This window comes from Kurthia sibirica (assembly GCF_003143975.1).
Taxonomy (GTDB): domain Bacteria; phylum Bacillota; class Bacilli; order Bacillales_A; family Planococcaceae; genus Kurthia; species Kurthia sibirica.
In genome coordinates, this window is record NZ_QFVR01000001.1 from 272,657 (window position 1) to 295,319 (window position 22,663).

Here is a 22,663-nt window from a genome sequence, read left to right on the forward strand (position 1 = left end):
ATGGGCGGTTTTTTGAGTTATGGGTGATGATTTTAATTCAAAATAGGTTGTGTATCTGTGACCGTATATAATAGTTTGGTTGCGATCGTTAGTAAAATAATAGATCAGGAAGCTTATATGATCATTATCCTCTATATGAGTAAATGGGTAGTTGAGATTATTTACCTTGATGTAATGGATATGAAGCTGCCTTTTAGCAGCATGCTTTACGCGATTATTTAGTCTAGCTTTTTTTGAAACAATCAATCTGGTGACAGGTAGTCATACTAATGAATATAGTCGTTATTTAATAATAAGTTTTTTAAGATTTTTGTAGGAATTTCAAATTCTACAATACCCATATAGCCGGGTGCAACATCATATTTATCGAAAGAAATAATTAATTTGCCTTCATTGTTAATATAAAATTTATTGTTCTTTTTAATCGTATTAAATTCAGCAGTTAATTCATCATCTTTTGCAGTACCATCTTTTATCCAATAGGTCTTATCGGAGTTAGGTGCGGCCATACTAGCTAGCATTTGCTCTTTAATATTGGCTGTAATGATTGTGATATAGTCATCATTTTTGAAGAGCATAGGCAATGTGAGCAGAATTTCTTTTTTCTTATCGATTGTATCGTAATGCATTACGGTAGAAGAAGAAGCCGCGGTATTGACTGCATAACGACCAATGGCTAGTAAATCGCTATTATTCGTTTTAATTTCGTATCCACTATCTATACCAAAGTGTCCGCCACCCAGTTTTTTTATATCCCCGACTTCTTTTTTAAAGTCTTCAAATAATTTTTTACCCTCTGCTTGGTATTGTTCATTTAATCGCTGTTGTAATTTTTTGTCTTTTAAATCCTCGATTGCTGGAACTTTGATAGAGGCATTGTAATTCGGTTCATCCACTGTATATTCCGTCCAAGTTAACACTTGAATAACATGCCCTAGTACAGGAATAGCACTAAGTGTTTTTGCCATGGCAGGATTCATATTTAAGGCGGTCGTAAATAGGAGAATCGCTGCTGCAAAACCAATTAACCATTTAGGAAAGTGATTTTTCTTTTTACGTCCTTTGTGAAGTGCCGTTTCTACAATTGAATCTAGTTGGGGGGGGATTACTCTATTTTCATATTCTTTTTTGAGTTCCTTTAGTTTATCGTTTGTCATTCGTCATTTCACCTTTCGTATCATCTAATTGTATTTTCAACAATTTGAGAGCTCGATATAAGCGAGACTTGATTGTACTTATATTTGTATCCAAAACAGTGGCTACTTCGCTTAATTTTAAATCTTCGAAATAATGCAAAATTATGATTTCACGATATTTTTGAGGTAACGCTGATAAGGCAAACTGGAGATCGGTATTTTCATAGTGATCCTCGTGATTGGTTGTGAGATGATGAAGGGTTGTATCATCTGTCACTTGAATACGCTTATGCTTACGAATAAAATCGAGTGCGGTTCGAACGACTATTTTATAAAACCAGCTTTTCATCGATTCGACTTTATCGAGATTATGTAAAGCAAGCATGGCTTTTTGAATACTATCTTGGATAATATCAAGGGCATCTTGTTCATTTTTAGTGTAGCTATATGCTAAAAAATAAAATCGATCTTTATTAGTACGAATGAATTGGATGAATTCATCTTCATGTAGAAATGCATTTCTTTTTGACATATCCAAAGAAGCTCCTTTATTTACTATAGTTTTAATTGTATACATGAATATAGACGGAGTATATTAGGAAAAAGTTTAAAATAGAGTACAATAAAAATAACGAGTGTATTAGTTTATTGTAGAATCAATGGATAAGTAAGAATATAAGAGCTTTACGACATTATTTGATATGATAGAGAAATAATCATATTTCACAATAATGCCAACCTTTTTGTAAAATAAGGAACTATTATCCTTTTATGGTTGTGGTATATGGGTCATCTTCCGTATAATAGAAGTAGATGGGGGATGGGTTATTTATGAATGAAGAACAGCGACTAGCAAATAATCAAATTATACCTGTAAAGCCAATAGAGAATAAAGATTATAGCAGATTTTTTCAAGCAACTCCATCTTTAAAAGAGGCAAAAAAAAGAGGGAAAGAAACGATTCAGTATCATGCGGATTTTAAAATTGATGAACGTTTTGCTCAGATGGGCAACAATCGGAAATTCTATATTCGTACATATGGCTGTCAGATGAATGAACATGATACGGAAGTGATGGCTGGTATTTTCGAACAGTTAGGCTATGAAGCAACAGATGACGTATCGCAAGCAAATGTTATACTAATGAATACATGTGCTATTCGCGAAAATGCAGAAAATCGAGTTTTTGGCGAACTTGGTCACTTCAAAGCACTCAAACGCCATAATCCAGATGTATTAATTGGTGTTTGTGGATGTATGTCGCAAGAAGAAGCCGTTGTAAATAAAATTTTAAAAACCTATAATCAAGTAGATTTAGTTTTTGGTACGCATAATATTCATCGTTTACCAGAGCTACTACATGAAGCCTATATGTCAAAAGCTATGGTAATTGATGTGTGGTCAAAGGAAGGCGATATTATCGAAAACCTTCCTAAAACGCGCAAAGGCCAAACAAAGGCATGGGTAAATATTATGTATGGTTGCGATAAGTTTTGTACGTATTGCATCGTACCTTATACAAGAGGTAAAGAGCGGAGTCGCCTTCCAAAAGATATTATTACAGAAGTACGTGAGTTGGCAGCAGCGGGTTATAAAGAGATTACTTTACTAGGTCAAAATGTAAACGCCTATGGGAAGGACTTGCCTGGCTCAACGATTGGATTAGGTGAGTTGATGAATGAATTACGCAAAATTGATTTGCCGCGTATTCGATTTACGACAAGTCATCCCAGAGATTTTGATGATTATTTAATAGAAGTACTCGCCAAAAAAGGGAATCTTGTGGAACATATACATCTCCCTGTTCAATCGGGTTCAAATGGGATGTTGAAAATAATGGCACGTAAGTACACGCGTGAATCCTATTTAGCACTTGTCAAAAAAATACGCCAGGCGATACCAGATGTTGCATTGACAACAGATCTAATTGTTGGTTTCCCAAATGAAACCGAAGCACAATTTGAAGAAACTTTATCACTCTATCGAGAAGTGGGGTTTGAAATGGCGTTTACCTATATCTACTCGCCACGTGAAGGAACGCCAGCTGCTGCCATGCAAGATAATATTCCAATGGACGTAAAAAAAATACGCTTACAAAAGCTTAATGCTCTTGTAGGTGAATATTGTGAAGCAGCGATGAAACAATTTGAAAATCAGATAGTTGAAGTACTCGTTGAAGGTGAGAGTAAACGTAATAAGAATGTTTTAGCAGGATACACAAGAAAAAATAAACTCGTGAATTTTGAAGCGCCTAGAGAAGTGATTGGTCAGCTCGTCTCTGTTCGTATAACAGAGGCGAAGCAATACTCACTTACTGGTGAATTTCTTGAAATAGTAGCGGGTCTTGAGGTGAATAATCAATGACAAAACTATATACAAAAGATGAAATTATTGCAAAATCCCATGAAATCGCACATATGATTGCCAATACGGAAGAAGTGGAATTTTTCAAACGTGCTGAAGAACAAATTAACGAAAATAAAAAGATTCGTGAAAAAATTGCATCGCTAAAAAGTTTGCAAAAACAAGCGGTTAACTTCCAACACTACGGTAAAGAAAAAGCACTAAAATTAATTGAAGATAAGATTGCAGGCATTGAAAAAGAATTAGATGATATGCCCATCGTCGATGAATTCAAAAATTCGCAAGGTGACGTCAACGATTTATTACAACTTGTATCAAATACTATTGCCAATAATGTGACGAATGAAGTTATTCGTCAAACGGATGGTGATGAATTGCGTGGAGAGACGGGTTCTCGTGTGCGCAATGAACAATCTGGAAGTTGCTCGTAATACGGAGAAAGCTAGTAGGTAGTAATCTAATAATCACAGCTTAAATTTTATCAGTGTATTTAGTATGAAATGGACAACAGAACAAAAGAAAAAGAGCCTGAGACAAACGCATTTTCAACAGAGAAAATCCCGTATGATTTTTCGAAATTATATGGGATTTTTCATTTCAATCCATGTCCGTTTCGAAAAGTGCTTTCCGCGGACATGGCTTCACACGCCTCGACACTACGTTCTGTGGGGTTTTCAGCTCGTGCTATTCCCGCAGGCGTCGTTTTCTACGCGTTCAATTGATTTGATGATTCGTATGGGAGACATACTATTTTTGTTCTGTCCCAGGCTCTTTTTGTAATTGGAAAAAAACGATGAAAAGAAGTAGATACATGACGGAAATTGTAGAAGAAGTGATTCGACAAAAATCGAAGGCAAGGCGGCTCTTTTTGATGGCAATCTATTAGATCAACGTTTAAAAGAAATAGCGATTGATTTTAATTGTTTGATGAAATTAGATGATCTGCCAGTTGTGCATATTGAAAAATTAAAGAATAAAAATAAAGAAATGACTGCGATTCAAGCAGCAGTGCAAGAGATAGCTAAATATTCGTTAAAAGATGCGGATTATTTAACAGGGAATGTAGCGAAAACGAGTAGTTGCTTCTGATGGTTTGTTAAAAGAAATACAGAAAGAATTGAATTTAGATGATGTTGAATATGGAGATTTAGTGCGAGTGGATGAAGATTCTGATACAGAAGAAAAAGTATATTCCGATTGTGGCTCAATGGAATTGGAAAGTGCAAAATTATTTTATGTTTTAACAAAAGTATATTCTATATTGGATTTGAAAAGTATTAAGGAGGATGATTTAGATGAATGAAAATCGATATCCGAAGTGTCATATTTATTCTCAAGATAGTTGGCATGATGAAGCTTATATCATAGGGAATAAAAAAGGATTAGAAAAACTTCGAGATGCCATTAATCTGACTTTAGAAAAAGGAAACACGAAAAATGATTTTTGGCCTAAAGATTTAGAAGGATATGATGTACTGATAGCTTGTGTAGAAGATGAAGTACTTGATGATTTAGCGTTGCCATATAGTCCAGAATTCTATGATCGTTTAGATGATGAAAAAGAAGCTTATACAGTTTTAAAAAAACCATATTATGCTCTAAAAGATTAAAAAATATTCTTAACGTTATAAAATAATTAAAACAAAAAGAAGTTCTGTAAGTTGAAAACACTTGGAAGTAAAATACACTCTTGAATATGTTTATCTGATACATGTCATCTTCAAATAACGTTCTCAAATCAAAGTTTGGGAACATATGAAAAAGCGATAAACGTTGATTTAACAGAGTTTTAAATTTTGAGAAAATGACTTTTCTCTGAAACTTCGAGTAGAAATCAAACTTTTCAACAGAACTTTTTTTACGTTTATTGCTGCTTTTTTCCTAAAGAGCTAGATTTAGGCCTGACTACTTTTATTTGATTTTTATACCTTTTTCACCACTTTATTATTACCATTACTTCTGGATAAGGTTCAGATTTCCATCCAGAAGTATGTAAAACATATTTGGAATCAATTACAATGGCTGTGTGTCCAGTAATTCCATTTTCTTTCTATTTATCGTATGCACTTCACTCTTTATAGAGGGATCAACTAGTAACATGACGATAGAGAAACATAATTTGTAATAAATAAGGTATATATAAATTATACTATTATACTAAAAAACAATTGTTGTTATTCATTTTGTTTTTTTAGTAGATTCAACTTTTCTAGCGATAAAGAAAATGATAACTGCTACAATACTTGCACTTATAATCGATACAATGAAATTTTTCAAGGTTAAAGAACCTGAAAAATAATTCAGTAAACTCACAATAAAAACACTTGATAAAACAGCGGTAATAATTCTTGATGCCAATACATTTCAACTCCTTAGTATAGTAAAGTATACAGGAAATTAAAAAGACAAAACAGTATGAAATAACGTTTTAATTCCATGCGTAAAGGTAATGGTTCATAAAGGGAGGTAATAATATGTTAGCTTATAAGAGAAAAGGACAGGGACAACCCCTTGTGTTCATACATGGTTTTTTGAGTGGAGGTCAGAGTTTTCAATTTGTTGCGGATGATTTATCGGCACATTATGATGTCATCGTCGTTGATTTACCGGGGATTGGTCGTTCAGTAATGGAAAAAACACAATATACGATTGAACAGTATGCCGAACAAATTGAAGAACTTTTACAGAGTATGGGTGTCTACAAGGCGATTTGGATTGGTCATTCGATGGGTGGATATATTGCTTTGGCGGCAGCACAACAAAAAATTGCTCATATGAAACAACTTGTCTTATTATTTTCTGGTGTTGGAGCAGATTCTGAAGAGGCGAAGAAAAAACGTCAAAGTCAACAACAAGAAATCGCTGAGCAAGGGACCGAGGCATTTGTCGACCGAATGATTAACAATTTCTTTCCACCAAATTCACCGCAAGAAGCAATTGAATTCATGCGAAATGTGGCAAAAGATGCGACTGCAGATGGAATGGACAATGAGCTTTGGGCAATGCAACATCGTGTAGATCAACAACAATTTATCAATACGACAACACTACCAATTGCAATAATTGAAGGTGCTAACGATGATATTATGCCAAAAATTAATACGACAAATCAGTCAATTCAACGCATAGAAGTCCCTACTGGTCATTTTGGTATGGCAGAAAATCCCCAAGCTGTGGCAGCAGCATTGAAAAAAGTATTCATAACCTAAGACATGTAGTAATCCGCGTTAGGAAAATATATAAGAGAATATAATAGGCTCGTGTGAAAATTATGAATGCTGTTTTACGTTCGTATAGAGGGTTGATTACATTGGATTAGGAGGAAGAAAACAGGAGACATTAGTAAATAATATAGGGATTGGGAGCAGCTAAAAGCTGGTCCTTTTTTATTTGGTTTTGGTTAGGGGCAGGTGTTTTGAGAAGTGTCGACGGTTAAGGTCAGCATTTTTTGCTGATTCTTTTAAAGATGAACGATCATCTATGTTTTTTTGAATCCAATATAGTGATTCTCCCATGTTTAATTATTTTACCAGATACGGAAATAGTAATGATGTATGTCTGTCATTTTTAGGTTAGTGCCTGGCGCTAGATGACTTTTTGTTCGGAAGAAATAATACATACATTACGATTTATCCGCCTAGATTTGTTATAATAACATATAATGAAATGCAAGAATGCGAGGTATTACAATGACGACATATACACCGATGATTCAACAATACTTAGGCGTAAAAGAAGGGCATAAAGATGCTTTTTTATTTTATAGACTAGGTGATTTTTATGAAATGTTCTTTGACGATGCAACACGCGCATCCCAACTACTTGAAATTACGCTGACAAGCCGAGATGCTGGTATGAAAGAGCGCATACCAATGTGTGGTGTACCCCATCACGCTGCCAAAAATTATATTGAAACACTTGTTCAAAAAGGATATAAAGTAGCTATTTGTGAACAAACAGAAGATCCAAAGCATGCCAAAGGTGTCGTGAGACGTGAGGTCGTACAAGTTGTGACACCTGGGACAATTATGGACGGGAAAGCCATTGATCAAAAATCCAATTTATATATTGCAAGTGCCGTGAAAGTGGCTGCTGATTTTGGTGTAAGTTATTTAGATTTATCGACTGGAGAAGCATTCGCTACATATATTGAAGGAGATGCACGTGATTTATTACACTATTTACAATCGCTTCGCATCAAGGAATTAGTAGTGAGTACAGGACTTTTTGATGAACTATATGAACTTGCTTCTGCGTATTCAATTGTGCTGTCCATTGAGGATGAGCTAGCAATAGATGTTGTACGCTATACGCCAGAAGTACCACAACCACTTCATGCGGCGGTTCAAAAATTAATGCATTATGTTACGAAAACACAAATGCGTGCATTGGATCATATTCAAGCATTTCAATTTATTGAAGCAAATTCGATTCTAAAAATAGATACGCATTCTAAACGAAATCTAGAACTAATTCAATCTTTGCGAGGCGAGCAAAAAGGCTCCTTGCTTTGGTTATTAGATGATACGGTTACTGCTATGGGTGGGCGGAAATTAAAGCAATGGATTCATCAACCATTAGCAAGTCGTAAAGCGATTGAAAGTCGTCTGCAAATTGTCACGGAACTGTTAGAAAATTATTTTATGCGTTTAGAGCTACAGGAATCATTAAAAAAAGTATATGATTTGGAACGTTTAGCGGGTCGTATTGCTTTTGGTAGTGTTGGAGGACGTGACTTAGCACAACTGCGCGATTCTCTACGTCAAATCCCTGCAATCGAGAAAATGTTGGCTGATTCTAATGCGAATGAGCTGATGAAGTTAGGCAAGAAAATTGATAATTGTAGTGATATTGAACAGTTCTTAGCAGAAGCTATTACGGATAATCCACCAATTTCCATTAAGGAAGGTGATGTGATTCGTGAAGGGTATCATCATCAACTGGATGACTATCGTTATGCTTCTCGAAACGGTAAAGATTGGATTGCACAGCTAGAACAAAAGGAACGTCAACTAACGGGTGTGAAAACTTTGAAAATCGGCTATAACCGTATTTTTGGTTATTATATTGAACTAACAAAATCCAATGTTCACTTAGCTGATTTAACACGTTATGAACGCAAACAAACTTTAGCGAATGCTGAACGCTATATTACGGATGAATTAAAAGAAAAAGAAGCAATTATTTTAAATGCACAGGAAAAAAGCCTTGAATTGGAATATGAGTTATTTACGGATATTCGCGAGAAAATCAAACCGTTTATTCCACGTATTCAAGCATTGGCTTCAACAATCAGTGAAGTTGATGTTTATGCCAGTTTTGCAACAATCGCCGAACGCTATCAATTTACGAAGCCGCAGTTTCATGATGGCACAGCATTAAAAATTATAAATGGCCGTCATCCAGTCGTGGAAAAAATGATGAATAAATCATTATATGTACCAAATGATTGTATTCTCGCGACAGAAGAAAATATGATGCTTATTACGGGACCAAATATGTCTGGTAAATCGACATTTATGCGTCAAGTGGCATTAATCCAAGTTATGGCTCAAATTGGCTGTTATGTACCTGCAGAAGAAGCTGTGTTACCAATCACGGATCAGATTTTCACACGCATTGGTGCAGCGGATGATTTAGCAGGTGGGCAAAGTACATTTATGGTAGAGATGCTCGAATCGCAACATGCAATTGTGAATGCGACAGAACGGAGTTTATTATTATTTGATGAAATTGGGCGTGGTACATCAACATATGATGGAATGTCCTTAGCACAGGCGATGATGGAATATATTCATAAAGAGATTGGTGCGAACACATTATTTTCAACGCATTATCATGAGTTGACTGCTCTGGAACAGGCGTTGCCTAAATTACGCAATGTTCATGTAGCAGCTGCGGAGCAAGATGGGAAAGTGGTATTCCTTCATAAAGTGAAAGAAGGTCCAGCCGATCAGTCTTATGGTATCCATGTAGCAGAATTAGCAGAGCTACCACCAGCGATTATCGAACGCGCCCGTCAGTTACTAGCAATTTTTGAAGCCGCTGATTCAGATGAACCAGTAGTAATCGAGAAAATTGTCGAGCGGATTGTGGAAAAAGAAGTGGCTGTACCACAAAAAGAAGACCAGTCCAATCAGCTGTCATTTTTTGCAGAGCACAAGGAAGAACCACAGCACTATGATGCAACAGAGCAAGAAGTAATTGCAGAGTTAAAGGCAATGAATATTTCTGGTACGACACCGATGGATGCATTGCAACTCATTTATAAATTACAGCAAGCATTATTAAAATAATAGAAGGAGGGGTTTGCATGGGGCAAATTCATATAATGGATGAATTATTATCTAATAAAATTGCAGCTGGTGAAGTAGTTGAGAGACCGACATCTGTTGTTAAAGAACTCGTAGAAAATGCCGTTGATGCAGGCAGTACCTCAATTGAAATTTTATTGGAAGATGCGGGGCTTACAACAATTCAAGTTATCGACAATGGTCATGGGATGAGTGCTGAAGATGCACTTGTATCATTCATGCGCCATGCAACAAGCAAAATTAACAACGAATATGATTTATTTCGTATACGAACATTAGGTTTCCGTGGTGAGGCGCTTGCATCAATTGCATCGGTGTCCAAGGTCAAGTTAGAAACATCAGATGGTGAAGAAGGTATAGCGGTGACAATTGAGGGTGGACATACTGTAGAACAACGCCCTGGCTCATTACGTAAAGGAACTGCTATTACTGTTGCACAATTATTTTATAATACACCTGCTCGATTAAAATATATGAAAACAATTCAAACGGAACTCGGTCATACAATTGATTTAATCAACCGACTAGCTCTTTGTTATCCGACTATTGCTTTTAAACTAATGCACCATGACCATCTATTATTACAAACAAATGGTCGCGGTGACTTACAGCAGGTGTTGGCAGCCATATATGGTGTGGCAAATGCCAAGAAAATGGTTTATTTTGAAGGGCAGTCAAATGATTACAAAATTTATGGGTATACAACGATTCCAGAAATAACACGCGCTTCAAAAAATTATATGTCTATTTTTGTGAATGGTCGCTGGGTTAAACATTATACAGTTCAAAAATCATTAATCGACGCTTATCATACATTTTTACCAATTGGACGTGCACCAATATCGGTCATTCATATTGAAGGGGACCCTCATTTAACAGATGTTAATGTCCACCCAGCTAAACAGCAAATTCGTTTAAGCAAAGAGGGCGATTTGATGGCTTTAATTGAAAAAACCGTTCATGCAGCCATTCGTGTGAAGATGCAAGCACCAGAAGTAGAACAAAAAAAGAAAAAATTTGCCCAATCAACAGAACAAGTAAACTTTTGGAAAAATATTGACTATGCCAATACACCAATGGCCCAATTTGGTGACAAACCACGTGCAGCTGTTGTACAAGAGCAACAAAAAGACTTTTTAATGCCCGATGAGCCGATAAAAGCACGAGAAAATAGTTTGACAGATGAAGAAACTTGGGAACAAGTAGTAAATAGAGATTTGTTGTCAAATACAGATAACTCTGAAGATGACAGTACGGCGTCGAGCATAATGGATGAGTCACAATCTCTTAAACAGCAAGAGCCATTTCCTACATTAGAAATTATCGGTCAAATTCATGGTACGTATATTATTGGGCAAAGCATGGATGGTTTTTATTTAATTGATCAACATGCTGCACAAGAGCGTATTAAGTATGAGTTTTACAAAGAGAAAGTCGGGCAAGTTGATGCACAGGAAAAACAAGCACTATTATTTCCTTTGACATTCCATTACTCAGCAGATGAAGCAATGACATTAATGGAGTTAAAAGAATCGCTTGATGATGTTGGGGTGTTTTTAGAAGAATTTGGTCAAAATACATTCGTCGTGCGTGATTATCCTACTTGGTTTCCGAAAGGACTTGAACAGGATATTATTGAAGATTTAATCGAGCAAGTGTTAAAAAATAGCACAGCAGATATAAAAAAACTGCGTGAAGCCGCCGCCATTATGATGAGCTGTAAAAAATCTATTAAAGCTAATCACTTTTTAGATAAACCGCAGATGGAAAGACTTTTAAATGATTTGAAAACATGTGAAAATCCGTTCACATGTCCACATGGTAGACCTGTAATCGTCCATTTTAGAACGTATGAAATTGAAAAGATGTTCAAACGTGTAATGTAGAGAGGAAGGATGACCTATGTTTTCAGCAGCGCAAAGAAATGACAAAATCGATTTATTAGATAGGTATTCATATGATGTACTTGTAATAGGTGGCGGAATAACCGGAGCAGGAATTGCTTTAGATGCCGTATCGAGAGGCATGAGTGTGGCACTTGTGGATATGCAGGATTTTTCTGCAGGGACATCAAGTCGCTCGACAAAATTAATTCATGGTGGGCTACGTTATTTAAAACAATTGCAAGTTGGGATCGTTGCAGAGGTGGGAAGAGAGCGAGCAATCGTCTATGAAAATGGTGTGCATATTACGACGCCTTTAGGAATGCTACTCCCTTTTTATGCTGGTGGACAATTTGGACCTGCTAGTACTTCTTTAGGTTTGATGCTCTATGATCGATTGGCTGGTGTGAAGAAAAAAGAACGCCGTAAAATGCTGTCGGTCAAAGAAACATTGCAAAAGGAACCACTATTAAAAAGTGATGGATTAAAAGGTGGCGGTCATTATATTGAGTACCGTACCGATGATGCTCGTTTGACAATTGAAGTGTTGAAGAAAGCCGTAGAATTAGGTGCTGTCGCATTGAATTATATGAAGGTCACGGAACTTATCTACAACGATAAAAAGCAAGTGTGTGGGGCAAAAGCTACGGATCAAATAAAAAATAAACAAATCACAATTGCTGCGACATCAGTTGTTAATGCAACAGGCCCTTGGGTTGATGCGATGAGACAATTGGATGTTGTATCAAATAACAAAAAACTGACGATGACAAAAGGCGTGCATATTGTCATTGATCAAAGTGTATTTCCATTACAACAAGCAGTCTATTTTGATACACCAGACAAGCGAATGGTCTTTGCAATACCACGTGAAGGGAAGGCCTATATCGGAACAACAGATACATTTTACGATAATAATCCAATTCATCCTGTCGCAACAAATGAAGATATTGCCTATTTGTTACAAGCGGTGCATTATATTTTCCCTAAACTGCAAATTACGCAAAAAGATGTGGAGTCGAGTTGGGCTGGAGTTCGACCACTTATTTATGAGGAAGGTAAAGATCCTTCTGAAATTTCTCGTCACGATGAAATTTGGGAAGCGCCAACTGGTTTGTTAACAATTGCTGGTGGGAAGCTCACTGGTTATCGCAAAATGGCAGCAGATATTGTCGATAAAATTGCTAAACGCCCGGGCTATAAACTCTTTAAAGAATGTTCGACCAAAAATCTATCGTTATCGGGTGCAGATATGATTAACAGCTCAAATTTTGAAGCGTATATTGCATTCAAAGCTTCAGAAGGCGTAGAAAATGGTTTGACAAAACAAATCGCAGAAAATTTAACACGTAAATATGGTACAAATATCGATCAAATTTTCAAAATATTACGCGTGACGAAAAGTGACTATACGAACCGAGGGCTACCAGTAGAACTCTACTTGCAAATAATGTATGCTATGCAATTTGAAATGGCTTATACACCAGCTGATGTACTCGTAAGAAGAACGGGTAAAATGTATTTTGATATTGAAGCGATTCACCAATACAAAGATGAAATAATTGAACTAATGTCCGACTTTTTACAATATACTGAAGCGGAAGAATCAGTTAAACGCGTTGAATTGGATCAATTATTATTTGATGCATCACATTTTGCAAAGGAAGGTATCTATGAATAAAACACAGAGAGAAATTCAAGGGGTGGACGGACATATAATTGTTGCAACGCTTTATATGCCGCAAACAACAGAGATTAAAGGTCATATTCACATATTTCATGGTATGGCAGAACACCAGGAACGCTATGAAAAGTTCGCTCGATTTTTGGTAGAGCATCACTATATCGTGTCAACACATGATCATAGAGGTCATGGTCAAACAGCAGCTATTAACAACGCACAATATGGTTTTTTTACAAAAGAAAATGGATTTGATCAGATTGTCGAAGATGCGCATACTGTTATTGAACAATTACGTAGTGGTCAGGATTGGCCAAAGGTCATTATTTTAGGGCATTCAATGGGGTCATTTGTTGCTCGAAGATATATCCAATTATATAGTGAAGAAGTGAAAAAAGTAATTATTATGGGGACAGCAGGTATTAATTCATCGCATCGTATGGGGTTGGTTGCTGCGAAATTATTGGCAGCAAACAAAGGTCCAAATGAGCTAGCTGTGCTATTAGAAAAAATCTCTTTTGGCTCTTATAATAACAAAATTAGCAATCGTAACTCACCGTCGGATTGGTTATCTTCGGATGAAGAAGAAGTGCGCAAGTATATAGAGGATGAATTATGTGGCTTCACCTGTACAAATCAATTTTATGTCGACCTTCTTTCAGGGATTATCTTAATTTCGAAAGAAACGGAAGTAAATAAAATTCGCAAAGATTTACCCATTTTATTAATCAGTGGTAAAGACGACCCCGTCGGTGAATATGGCAAGGGTGTATGGCGCGTAGCGAAGCAATATTATCATGCGGGTATTACCCATGTTGCCGTTCATTTATTAGAAAGAAAACGACATGAAATTCTGAATGAAGTGAACAATGAAGTAGTTTATCAAACAATATTAAAATGGTTGGAGAAAAAAGGACATGACAGAGCAGCAACAGCAGTATGATGTACTGGCGATTGTAGGACCTACAGCAGTAGGTAAAACAGCGTTAAGTATACAATTAGCACAAAAGTTAAATGGTGAAATAATAAATGGTGACTCGATGCAAGTATATAAAGATTTAAATATTGGCACGGCAAAGATTACAGTTGAAGAAATGGCTGGTGTACCGCATCATCTTATTGATGTTAAAGAAGCACATGAATCTTTTTCTGTTGCGGAGTTCCAACAGTTAGTAAGAGAAAAAATTGCAGATATTCAAAGTAGAGGAAAGCTACCAATTATCGTAGGCGGTACGGGTCTCTACATTCAAGCAGTACTATACGATTTTCGTTTTACAGAAGAAAAAATTGATACGGCAGTTCGCGAAGCATATTATGAGCAATTGGAACAAGTAGGCCCAGAAGCCATGCATGCTAAACTGATGGCTGTAGATCCTGAAACAGCAGCAATCATTCATCCAAATAATACACGTCGTGTTTTACGTGCTTTAGAAATGGCAGAGCATGGCGAAGTGATGAAATCAAGCGAAGAAGCTCAACAAGGCAATCGTCCACTCTACAATCATTATATAATCGGATTAAATAGAGAGCGAGCGCAATTGTATGAGCGAATCAATCTACGAGTCAATAACATGCTCGAAAAAGGACTTTTAGAAGAAGTGACAGCTCTCCACGAAGCGGGTCTACGTGACTGTCAGTCAATGTCGGCAATTGGTTACAAAGAGTTGTATGCCTATTTAGAAGATCGTTATACATTGGAAGATGCAGTTGAAAAGTTAAAACAAAATTCTCGACGTTATGCGAAAAGACAACTCACTTATTTCAAAAATAAATTAGATGTGACATGGTTTGATGTCACGGAAGAAAATAATATGCTGTTATGTACTATTTTAGGTAAAATTAGGGTATAAAGGTTTATAGGAGAGAAAGAAGCTTATAAATCTAAGGGGGATGTACATGAAATCGGTTAATTTACAAGATATGTACTTAAATCAGTTGCGCAAGAACTCAATTTTTCTGACAGTTTTTTTATTAAATGGTTTTCAATTAAAAGGAACGATTAAGTCTTTTGATAATTTTACTATTTTATTAGAGGCGGAAGGAAAACAAAATTTGATCTTCAAACATGCGATTTCAACTTTCTCACCCGCAAAAGCCGTAGAATTAGATGGCAATGATGAATAAATAGCTAAAGCGCACACATGGATTGCTTGATCATGTGTGCGCTTTTTGCTTTGTCGAGCAAATAATGAAAAATACTTTTGGGCGATTGAATTATGAGAATTAGCACCTAACAAGCTTCTATAGAAAGTAGAAGATTTAATTGTTTCTTTGAAACATGACTGTTCATTCACTAATTAGGGCAAATTGATTTTTATTGCTAAACATATATAAATGAATTTTAAAACATATAGCACATATGGAAAATGGACATGGTGTAGAGAATTCGTGGAAAAAGCCGATTCATTGTTCTTTCTTAAATACATTTAATCACTTATACTATGAATGAGTATATTTGAGGAGGATTTTGATGAAGACAATTACGACTGATGAAGTATTGAATTTATTCGATGCAAATGAAGATTTAAACATTTTAGATGTGCGTGAAGATGCAGAAGTAGCAAATGGAATTATCCCTGGTGCGATTCATATCCCGCTGGGCCAAATTTCAGAACGAATGGCAGAACTAGATGGCGATCAAGCCTATATTATCGTATGCAAGGCAGGCGGAAGAAGTTTCCAAGCCGCATCATACTTAGAAGAAAAAGGTTTTGATACAACTAATCTTGAAGGCGGAATGGATGCTTGGGATGGCGAGTTAGAATTCTAAAGTATGGCTAAAAAATAGTGAGGTAGTATATCGTTGGTGTAGCTTCTATATTTATATTGTTTAGCATGAGTAATATAAAGTGTATTAGCATATGAACGATGGACTGACATGCGCTATAAGTGATGAATTTACTAAATGAATAATTATTTTTGAGTCTGAAGATTATTTCTTCAGGCTCTTTATTTTGTTTCGATACTATTTGTTGTGATTTTCAAACAATACCACCTCTGTGCTCAATACTTTCCGTGGACCTCGCTTCAACTAATTCCACAGGAGACGCGAGCTTGTAATATGTAACGTAAAAAGTACAACGCTACCAATTCGTATGCTTAAAAATGGGCAAGTAGAGAGTTTAAATGGCTTTTTAGAAGGTATTCATCAGAAAAAAAAGGTTTTAAAACGCTATGCATTTGACTGTAGACGCTGTGCTCATTTTCGAGCGAAGATTTGATTGGTGTGGTAAAGGACGAGGACGGACGCCTGTCGGAAAGTATTCGTTCGAAACGAATAAATAGAAAAAGTGGTGTGATGTGAAAATTCAAATCACGCCAGCCAAACATTTGATGTAGAATCCTTATTTTTACTTATAATATATGTTAACAAATAACATGAAGTGTGAGGTAATTTATGTTTTATAAAATTTGGAATGGGAAAAGATGAGAAAGGAAAATTTGTTGCGGAAATGGAGCAGGAGGTGAGTAATACTGTTGAAAAAAATAACTGGTATCTTTTTATCGTTACTCTTTATTTTTGCATGGCAAGTAAAGATACCTGTACATGCGTATGCAGCTTCTGCAACATGGCAGGTGAACTCAAAAAAACCAACATCCGAGCAATTAAAGCATTTATTTCAACAGAATGACTCTCATATTGAAGTAGATGATCAAGCAGTTAATTATGGAGAAGTAGGCAACTATGATATAGACTTTATTGATCAACAAAACGATGTAATTACAGAACAACTGCTTATTGAAAAAGATTCTCCAATTGAAGAGGTGCGACAAGTTGTCTGGACATTGCCAGTTGAGGAGGATATGGTCATTTCAGATGAGATGGCGACAGCATTTTATAGACAAAATACAATGGATAATCAGTGTGAAGTAGTGGTTTTAGAGCATTCTTTATCCTTAAATAGTGTGGGACAATACCATCTACCGGTGAAAATTACCGATGAATTTGGTCGACAACTTCATTCGGAAATCGCTCTAGAAATTGTCGATCAAGAAGCACCAACTATTGCGCTTCTATCAACGCATCTCTATTATACAGTGTCTGATCAACTATCAGTAGAGCGTTTCATCCAAGATGGAGGCATACAAATTGAAGACAACTATGATAGCACTGTGCAACCAATCATTGATTTTTCTTCAGTAGATTCGTCACGTCTAGGACAATATAAAGTGGCTATTCATGCGGTGGATGCAGCTGGTAATAAAGCACAGATGAGGCATTTAAATATTCATATCGTTCCTCCTACTATTCTACCGGAACAATTGGAATATGAAGTGTATACATCTATTACTTCAGCGGATTTTATAGCAGATTTACAAGTGCCAACGATTAAAAAAGTAGATTTATCCAAAATCGATTTTCAACGGCTAGGTAAATACAATGCTTTTGTAGTATTAAAAAATGATGAAAAACGTCAGGTTGAAGTATCGATTGTCGACCGCACAGCTCCAATAATTCAAACAGCAACGTCAACTATTTATTATGCCCCGGATGAGCAAGTTACAAAGGGGCAGGTGAGCAAAGATTTAGCATTACATGTTACAGATAACTTTGATAACGATGTAGAGGTATCATTCACATCTTTTATGAAAAAAAAGCAGTCCTATATAGAAATTCATGCGCGTGATCGTAGTGGTAATAGCGCAAAAAAAATGATTACAATTGTAGATAGACCATTACAACAGCAGGAAAGTACTTGGTCTTATGAGGATGAAAAAGAACCTCGAAAAAGCTTTTATCCTGTAACAATAACTGCTAATAAGGAAAAAAAATCCGAGGAAATCGCAGCAAGTACACCAATAAAAAAACAAGTTGAAAAAACAAAGGATGCTCAAATAGAAACAGCAGGTGTGAAATTACCAGTGTTTATCATACCCATTTTTATTCTATTATTACTATCTTTCTGGTTATTAAAAATAAGGAAATATCAGGGGCAACGTCTAGTGAATAAACGCTCTAGACGCCATCTATAAAACATTTCTATACGATTCCCTGTATAGAGATGTTTTTTTATCGGACAGTGGTTGACGTTTTCATGATTCTTGATAAGATAAATAAGGATAGAACAAAACGGGAGATGAGTAGATCATGGCATTTGCATCAAAATTAACTGCAAAAACAATGGATTTTGCAGCTACTATAGAAGAAAAAATCCGCCCACAATTAAATGACGCAGAACAAATGGCGTTTTTAAATCAACAAAAAGTATTGGATGCCTTCAAAGAGCATCGCGTGAGTGAGAATCATTTTAATCCTTCAACTGGTTATGGCTATGACGATGAGGGACGTGATAACTTAGAGCGAGTGTATGCTACAGTGTTCGGAGCGGAGTCTGCCCTCGTTCGTCAGCAAATTATTTCGGGAACACATGCCATCACATTGAGCTTATTTGGAGTGTTACGTCCAGGAGATGAGTTGATGTATATTACGGGGGAACCTTATGATACGTTACGTTCCATTGTTGACGGTGGTGAGCAAGATACCGGTTCATTAAAAGATTTTAAAATCGATTATCAACATATTGATTTAAATGGCAATAATAAAGTAGATTGGGTAGCTGTAGAAAAGGCGGTAACTTCAAAAACACGTGTTATGGCTATTCAACGCTCGAAGGGTTACGCAACACGTCCATCATTTACTATCGATGAAGTCGGTGAAATGATTAAAAAAATACGAGCAATAAAAGAAGACGTTATTATTTTTGTGGATAATTGTTATGGAGAATTTGTAGATGCACTAGAACCTACAGATTTAGGCGCTGATCTAATGGCTGGTTCTCTAATCAAAAATCCGGGTGGTGGCTTGGCAAAAGTAGGTGGGTATATTGCGGGGAAAGCAAAATACGTCGAACAATGTTCATATCGTATGACGACACCAGGTATTGGGGCAGAAGCAGGTCCCTCTTTAAATACATTAACAGATATGTATCAAGGTTTTTTCCTAGCACCACATGTTGTTTCACAAGCACTCAAAGGTGCAATATTTGCAGCAGCAGCATTGACAGACATCGGTATGTCAGCTGAACCAACCTATGATGCTAAACGTACAGATTTAATCCAATCCATTCAATTTAACTCTCCAGAGCAAATGATTCAGTTTACACAGACTATCCAAGCGAATTCACCAGTAAATGCTCATTTTACACCAGAACCTTCACTGTTACCGGGCTATGTAGATGATGTTATTATGGCAGCAGGTACATTCGTTCAAGGTGCAAGTATTGAGTTTTCCGCAGATGGTCCAATAAGAGCGCCATATACAGTATATATGCAAGGCGGATTAACGTATGAGCATGTAAAATATGCTATTTTAAGCGCTGTTCAAGAACTACGTTAAAACCACATATAATATGAAAATAAGTAGTTAAAGTGTCAAATTTATTCTCAAGATCGATAGTGTGATGAAGTGTATATCATAGGGATATGATGGACGAATAACGTATGTAAAAGATGATATATTTGATGCGTAGGGTTACACAGGATTTTACAATCGTTCAGAGAATGAGAAAGAAGCACCTACAGTTTAAAAACTATTCGCGCGCGAAGGTTAAACATAAAATAAATTTTAAAAAACCATTCATTGAAAAACGGCACTGAAATAATGCTGCGTTTAATGAATGGTTTTTTGTTCTATTAGGCTCAATTGAAAAAGAGGAATGAAACTGAAAATCCAATTGCATTCACCTACTATTTGACACAGAGCCTATTTTTTACTTTGAAGATGGGTTAGCAGAAAATAAAAAGTCGTCTATTTTGACAGTTATTTTAAATAGGGATACGCAGTAATGTCTGTGATTTTCTAACTTAAACGATATTATTCTAGCTCTTTTATGAGATATAAAATCCTTATAGGACATGTGATAAGACTATATCTCGAAAAGAGATTAGAATATTCTAAAAATCATATGTTAGTTTTTCTCACATATCATTGACAGATAAGCTAACATGGAATAAAATAAAAAATGTGAAAGGGTATGGTGAATGATATGAATCGTGAAATACGAAGGACAATGCCGCTTCTACCAATCAGCATTGTCATGCAGCTAACAGATTTAACTGCTAGACAAATACGTTATTACGAGGAACATGAACTAATTGAGCCTGCCAGAACAGATGGTAATCGACGAATGTTTTCTTTAAATGATGTCGATACGCTGTTAGAAATTAAAGATTTACTCGACCAAGGTATTAATATGGCAGGTATTAAAAAAGTATTTGCAATGAAAAATGAACCGGTCGTTGCACAGAAAAAATCGGATATTTCCGATGGCGATTTACGTAGAATTTTGCGAGAAGAGATGCAACAAGCTCAACGCATGCAAAAAACGTCCATTCGACAAGGTGATTTATCGCGTTTCTTCCAACCGTAGAAATGTGTGCAATATAAAAAAGATGTATATTCATAACTTTAGGAGATGATTGTTGATGAGCAAGTATACAAAAGACGATATTCGCGAATTAGTAAAAGAACAGGGAGTTAAATTTATCCGCTTACAATTTACGGATATTCTAGGTACTATTAAAAATGTTGAAATTCCAGTTTCACAATTAGAAAAAGCGCTAGATAATAAAATGATGTTTGATGGTTCTTCTATCGAAGGTTTTGTACGTATTGAAGAATCAGATATGTATCTTTTCCCAGATTTAGATACTTTCATGATCTTCCCTTGGACAACTGGTAAAGGGACAGTATGTCGTTTTATCTGTGATGTTTATAGCCCAGATGGTAAACCATTTGCTGGGGATCCACGTAATAACTTACGCCGCATTATTGCACGCATGCAAAAAATGGGCTTCACTGATTTCAACTTAGGACCAGAGCCAGAATTCTTTTTATTCAAATTAGATGAAAAAGGCGAACCTACTTTAGAATTAAATGACCACGGTGGTTACTTTGATTTATCGCCTACAGATTTAGGTGAGAATTGCCGTCGTGATATCGTTCTTGAGTTAGAAGAAATGGGCTTTGAAATTGAAGCATCTCACCATGAAGTAGCACCAGGACAACATGAAATTGATTTCAAATATGATGATGTATTAACAGCTTGTGATAATATCCAAACATTCAAATTAGTTGTTAAAACAATCGCACGTAAACATGGATTACATGCTACATTCATGCCGAAACCAATATTTGGTCTAAGTGGTTCAGGTATGCACTGTAATGTATCGTTATTCACAGACGGTGAAAACAAATTCTTCGATGAAAATGCACCAATGCAACTATCGCAAACGGCTATGCAATTCATGGCTGGCGTATTAAAGCATGTTGAAGGCTTTACAGCTGTAACAAATCCAACTGTAAATTCATACAAACGTCTAGTACCTGGATATGAAGCACCTTGCTATATCGCTTGGTCTGGTCAAAACCGTTCACCGTTAGTGCGTATACCAGCATCGCGTGGACTATCAACTCGTATCGAAGTTCGCTCGGTTGATCCATCTGCAAATCCATATTTAGCATTAGCTGTTATTTTAGAAGCTGGCTTAAATGGGATCGAACAAAAATTAACACCACCAGCAGAAGTGAATCGTAATATTTATATTATGAATGCTCAAGAACGTGAAGAAGCAGGGATTGGTAATTTACCAGTGAACTTAGATGATGCACTACAAGCACTTGCTAAAGATAAAGTAATTCAAGAAGCACTAGGAGCACATATTTACGAAAACTTCCGCGAAGCGAAAGAAATCGAATTTGATATGTTCCGTACACAAGTTCACCAATGGGAACGCGACCAGTACCTTAAAATGTACTAAGTCGATGAACCTTACAGCCCCAAGTAATTGGGGCTGTTTTTTTGTGGTTCTATACTATTTGTTGGGGTTTTCAAACAATACCACCTCTGCTCGACGCTTTCCGCGGGCCTCGCTTCAACTAATTCTTTGCGTTTAAACGCAAAGAATGGATTTTCAGCTTCAGCTGATTCCGCGGGAGACGCGAGCTTGTGGTATGTAACGTAAAAAAGGACAATGCCACCGATTCATTTATAATTGAGTTGCTAAAAAAGTCGCCCATAAGGAATATTGACTATTCAAATGGCTTTTTAGAAGATATTTATCATAAAATAAAGGCTTTAAAACGCCATGCATTTGAATGTAGATGCTTTGCTCATTTTCGAGCGAATATTTGATTGAATAGGAAGGAGTGGGCAAGAAATGGCGTTGCATATAGGGTGAATGATGAATGATTGGTGTAGTAAAGGGTGAGGACGCCTAGCAGCGGAAAGCATTCGTCCGAAACGAACAAATAGAAAAAGTGGCGTGATGTGAAAATCCAAATCA

General features: G+C 36.2%; 20 protein-coding genes. 17 read left to right on the plus strand and 3 right to left on the minus strand.

Annotated elements, in window-relative coordinates; all coding sequences use genetic code 11:
• Window positions 1-266: 266 nt before the first annotated feature.
• Together rsiV and sigV are read right to left on the minus strand one after the other, a co-directional pair.
• Entirely contained in the window at window positions 267-1,157 is an 891-nt protein-coding gene (rsiV, locus tag DEX24_RS01300) for an anti-sigma-V factor RsiV (protein WP_109304587.1), read from the minus strand.
• A complete protein-coding gene (gene sigV / locus DEX24_RS01305) occupies window positions 1,144-1,668 on the minus strand; it encodes an RNA polymerase sigma factor SigV (protein WP_109304588.1) in 525 nt (174 codons plus the stop codon). Before sigV ends, rsiV begins: the two co-directional genes overlap by 14 nt.
• A gap of 299 nt (window positions 1,669-1,967) precedes the next feature.
• On the opposite strand from sigV, the gene miaB reads away from it, so the two are divergent.
• The 5 genes from miaB (at window position 1,968) to DEX24_RS01325 (ending at window position 5,110) form a co-directional block, all read left to right on the plus strand.
• On the plus strand, window positions 1,968-3,500 hold the full coding sequence (gene miaB, locus DEX24_RS01310; RefSeq protein ID WP_109304589.1) for a tRNA (N6-isopentenyl adenosine(37)-C2)-methylthiotransferase MiaB: 1,533 nt from the start codon (window positions 1,968-1,970) through the stop codon (window positions 3,498-3,500).
• The gene (locus DEX24_RS01315; protein ID WP_109304590.1) at window positions 3,497-3,931 is read left to right on the plus strand and encodes a YlbF/YmcA family competence regulator; all 435 of its coding nucleotides are present in this window, start codon (window positions 3,497-3,499) and stop codon (window positions 3,929-3,931) included. The genes miaB and DEX24_RS01315 overlap by 4 nt, the downstream gene beginning before the upstream one ends.
• A 493-nt stretch (window positions 3,932-4,424) precedes the next feature.
• Window positions 4,425-4,589, plus strand: coding sequence for a hypothetical protein (locus tag DEX24_RS17420; protein WP_246131337.1), 165 nt, complete (start codon window positions 4,425-4,427; stop codon window positions 4,587-4,589).
• Between the two features lie 4 nt (window positions 4,590-4,593).
• A complete protein-coding gene (locus tag DEX24_RS17425; protein ID WP_246131336.1) occupies window positions 4,594-4,803 on the plus strand; it encodes a hypothetical protein in 210 nt (69 codons plus the stop codon).
• Entirely contained in the window at window positions 4,796-5,110 is a 315-nt protein-coding gene (locus DEX24_RS01325; protein ID WP_109304591.1) for a hypothetical protein, read from the plus strand. Before DEX24_RS17425 ends, DEX24_RS01325 begins: the two co-directional genes overlap by 8 nt.
• Window positions 5,111-5,678: 568 nt before the next feature.
• Here DEX24_RS01325 and DEX24_RS01330 read toward each other — a convergent pair.
• On the minus strand, window positions 5,679-5,858 hold the full coding sequence (locus DEX24_RS01330) for a hypothetical protein (protein ID WP_109304592.1): 180 nt from the start codon (window positions 5,856-5,858) through the stop codon (window positions 5,679-5,681).
• A 116-nt stretch (window positions 5,859-5,974) separates the two neighbouring features.
• Between DEX24_RS01330 and DEX24_RS01335 the strand changes: the two genes are divergently transcribed.
• The 12 genes from DEX24_RS01335 to glnA all read left to right on the plus strand — a co-directional run bounded on the left by DEX24_RS01335 (window position 5,975) and on the right by glnA (window position 22,138).
• A complete protein-coding gene (locus tag DEX24_RS01335) occupies window positions 5,975-6,709 on the plus strand; it encodes an alpha/beta fold hydrolase (RefSeq protein WP_109304593.1) in 735 nt (244 codons plus the stop codon).
• A gap of 480 nt (window positions 6,710-7,189) precedes the next feature.
• The gene (gene mutS, locus DEX24_RS01340; RefSeq protein WP_109304594.1) at window positions 7,190-9,796 is read left to right on the plus strand and encodes a DNA mismatch repair protein MutS; all 2,607 of its coding nucleotides are present in this window, start codon (window positions 7,190-7,192) and stop codon (window positions 9,794-9,796) included.
• Window positions 9,797-9,813: 17 nt separating this feature from the next.
• A complete protein-coding gene (gene mutL, locus DEX24_RS01345; protein WP_109304595.1) occupies window positions 9,814-11,700 on the plus strand; it encodes a DNA mismatch repair endonuclease MutL in 1,887 nt (628 codons plus the stop codon).
• Window positions 11,701-11,716: 16 nt separating this feature from the next.
• Window positions 11,717-13,378: a glycerol-3-phosphate dehydrogenase/oxidase gene (locus tag DEX24_RS01350; protein ID WP_109304596.1), complete on the plus strand. Its 1,662-nt coding sequence runs from the start codon at window positions 11,717-11,719 to the stop codon at window positions 13,376-13,378.
• A complete protein-coding gene (locus DEX24_RS01355; RefSeq protein ID WP_246131335.1) occupies window positions 13,371-14,321 on the plus strand; it encodes an alpha/beta fold hydrolase in 951 nt (316 codons plus the stop codon). The genes DEX24_RS01350 and DEX24_RS01355 overlap by 8 nt, the downstream gene beginning before the upstream one ends.
• The gene (gene miaA / locus DEX24_RS01360) at window positions 14,296-15,228 is read left to right on the plus strand and encodes a tRNA (adenosine(37)-N6)-dimethylallyltransferase MiaA (RefSeq protein WP_109304597.1); all 933 of its coding nucleotides are present in this window, start codon (window positions 14,296-14,298) and stop codon (window positions 15,226-15,228) included. Before DEX24_RS01355 ends, miaA begins: the two co-directional genes overlap by 26 nt.
• A gap of 46 nt (window positions 15,229-15,274) precedes the next feature.
• A complete protein-coding gene (gene hfq / locus DEX24_RS01365) occupies window positions 15,275-15,502 on the plus strand; it encodes an RNA chaperone Hfq (protein WP_109304598.1) in 228 nt (75 codons plus the stop codon).
• Between the two features lie 346 nt (window positions 15,503-15,848).
• Window positions 15,849-16,148 (plus strand): rhodanese-like domain-containing protein, encoded by a 300-nt coding sequence (locus DEX24_RS01370; protein WP_109304599.1) that lies wholly within the window; start codon window positions 15,849-15,851, stop codon window positions 16,146-16,148.
• Between the two features lie 707 nt (window positions 16,149-16,855).
• Window positions 16,856-18,352, plus strand: coding sequence for a hypothetical protein (locus DEX24_RS01375; protein WP_109304600.1), 1,497 nt, complete (start codon window positions 16,856-16,858; stop codon window positions 18,350-18,352).
• Between the two features lie 115 nt (window positions 18,353-18,467).
• Complete coding sequence (locus DEX24_RS01380) at window positions 18,468-19,715, plus strand: methionine gamma-lyase family protein (RefSeq protein ID WP_109304601.1); 1,248 nt, start codon at window positions 18,468-18,470, stop codon at window positions 19,713-19,715.
• 649 nt (window positions 19,716-20,364) lie between these two features.
• Window positions 20,365-20,748 (plus strand): MerR family transcriptional regulator, encoded by a 384-nt coding sequence (locus DEX24_RS01385; protein ID WP_109304673.1) that lies wholly within the window; start codon window positions 20,365-20,367, stop codon window positions 20,746-20,748.
• A gap of 55 nt (window positions 20,749-20,803) precedes the next feature.
• The gene (glnA, locus tag DEX24_RS01390; RefSeq protein ID WP_109304602.1) at window positions 20,804-22,138 is read left to right on the plus strand and encodes a type I glutamate--ammonia ligase; all 1,335 of its coding nucleotides are present in this window, start codon (window positions 20,804-20,806) and stop codon (window positions 22,136-22,138) included.
• Window positions 22,139-22,663 lie beyond the last annotated feature (525 nt).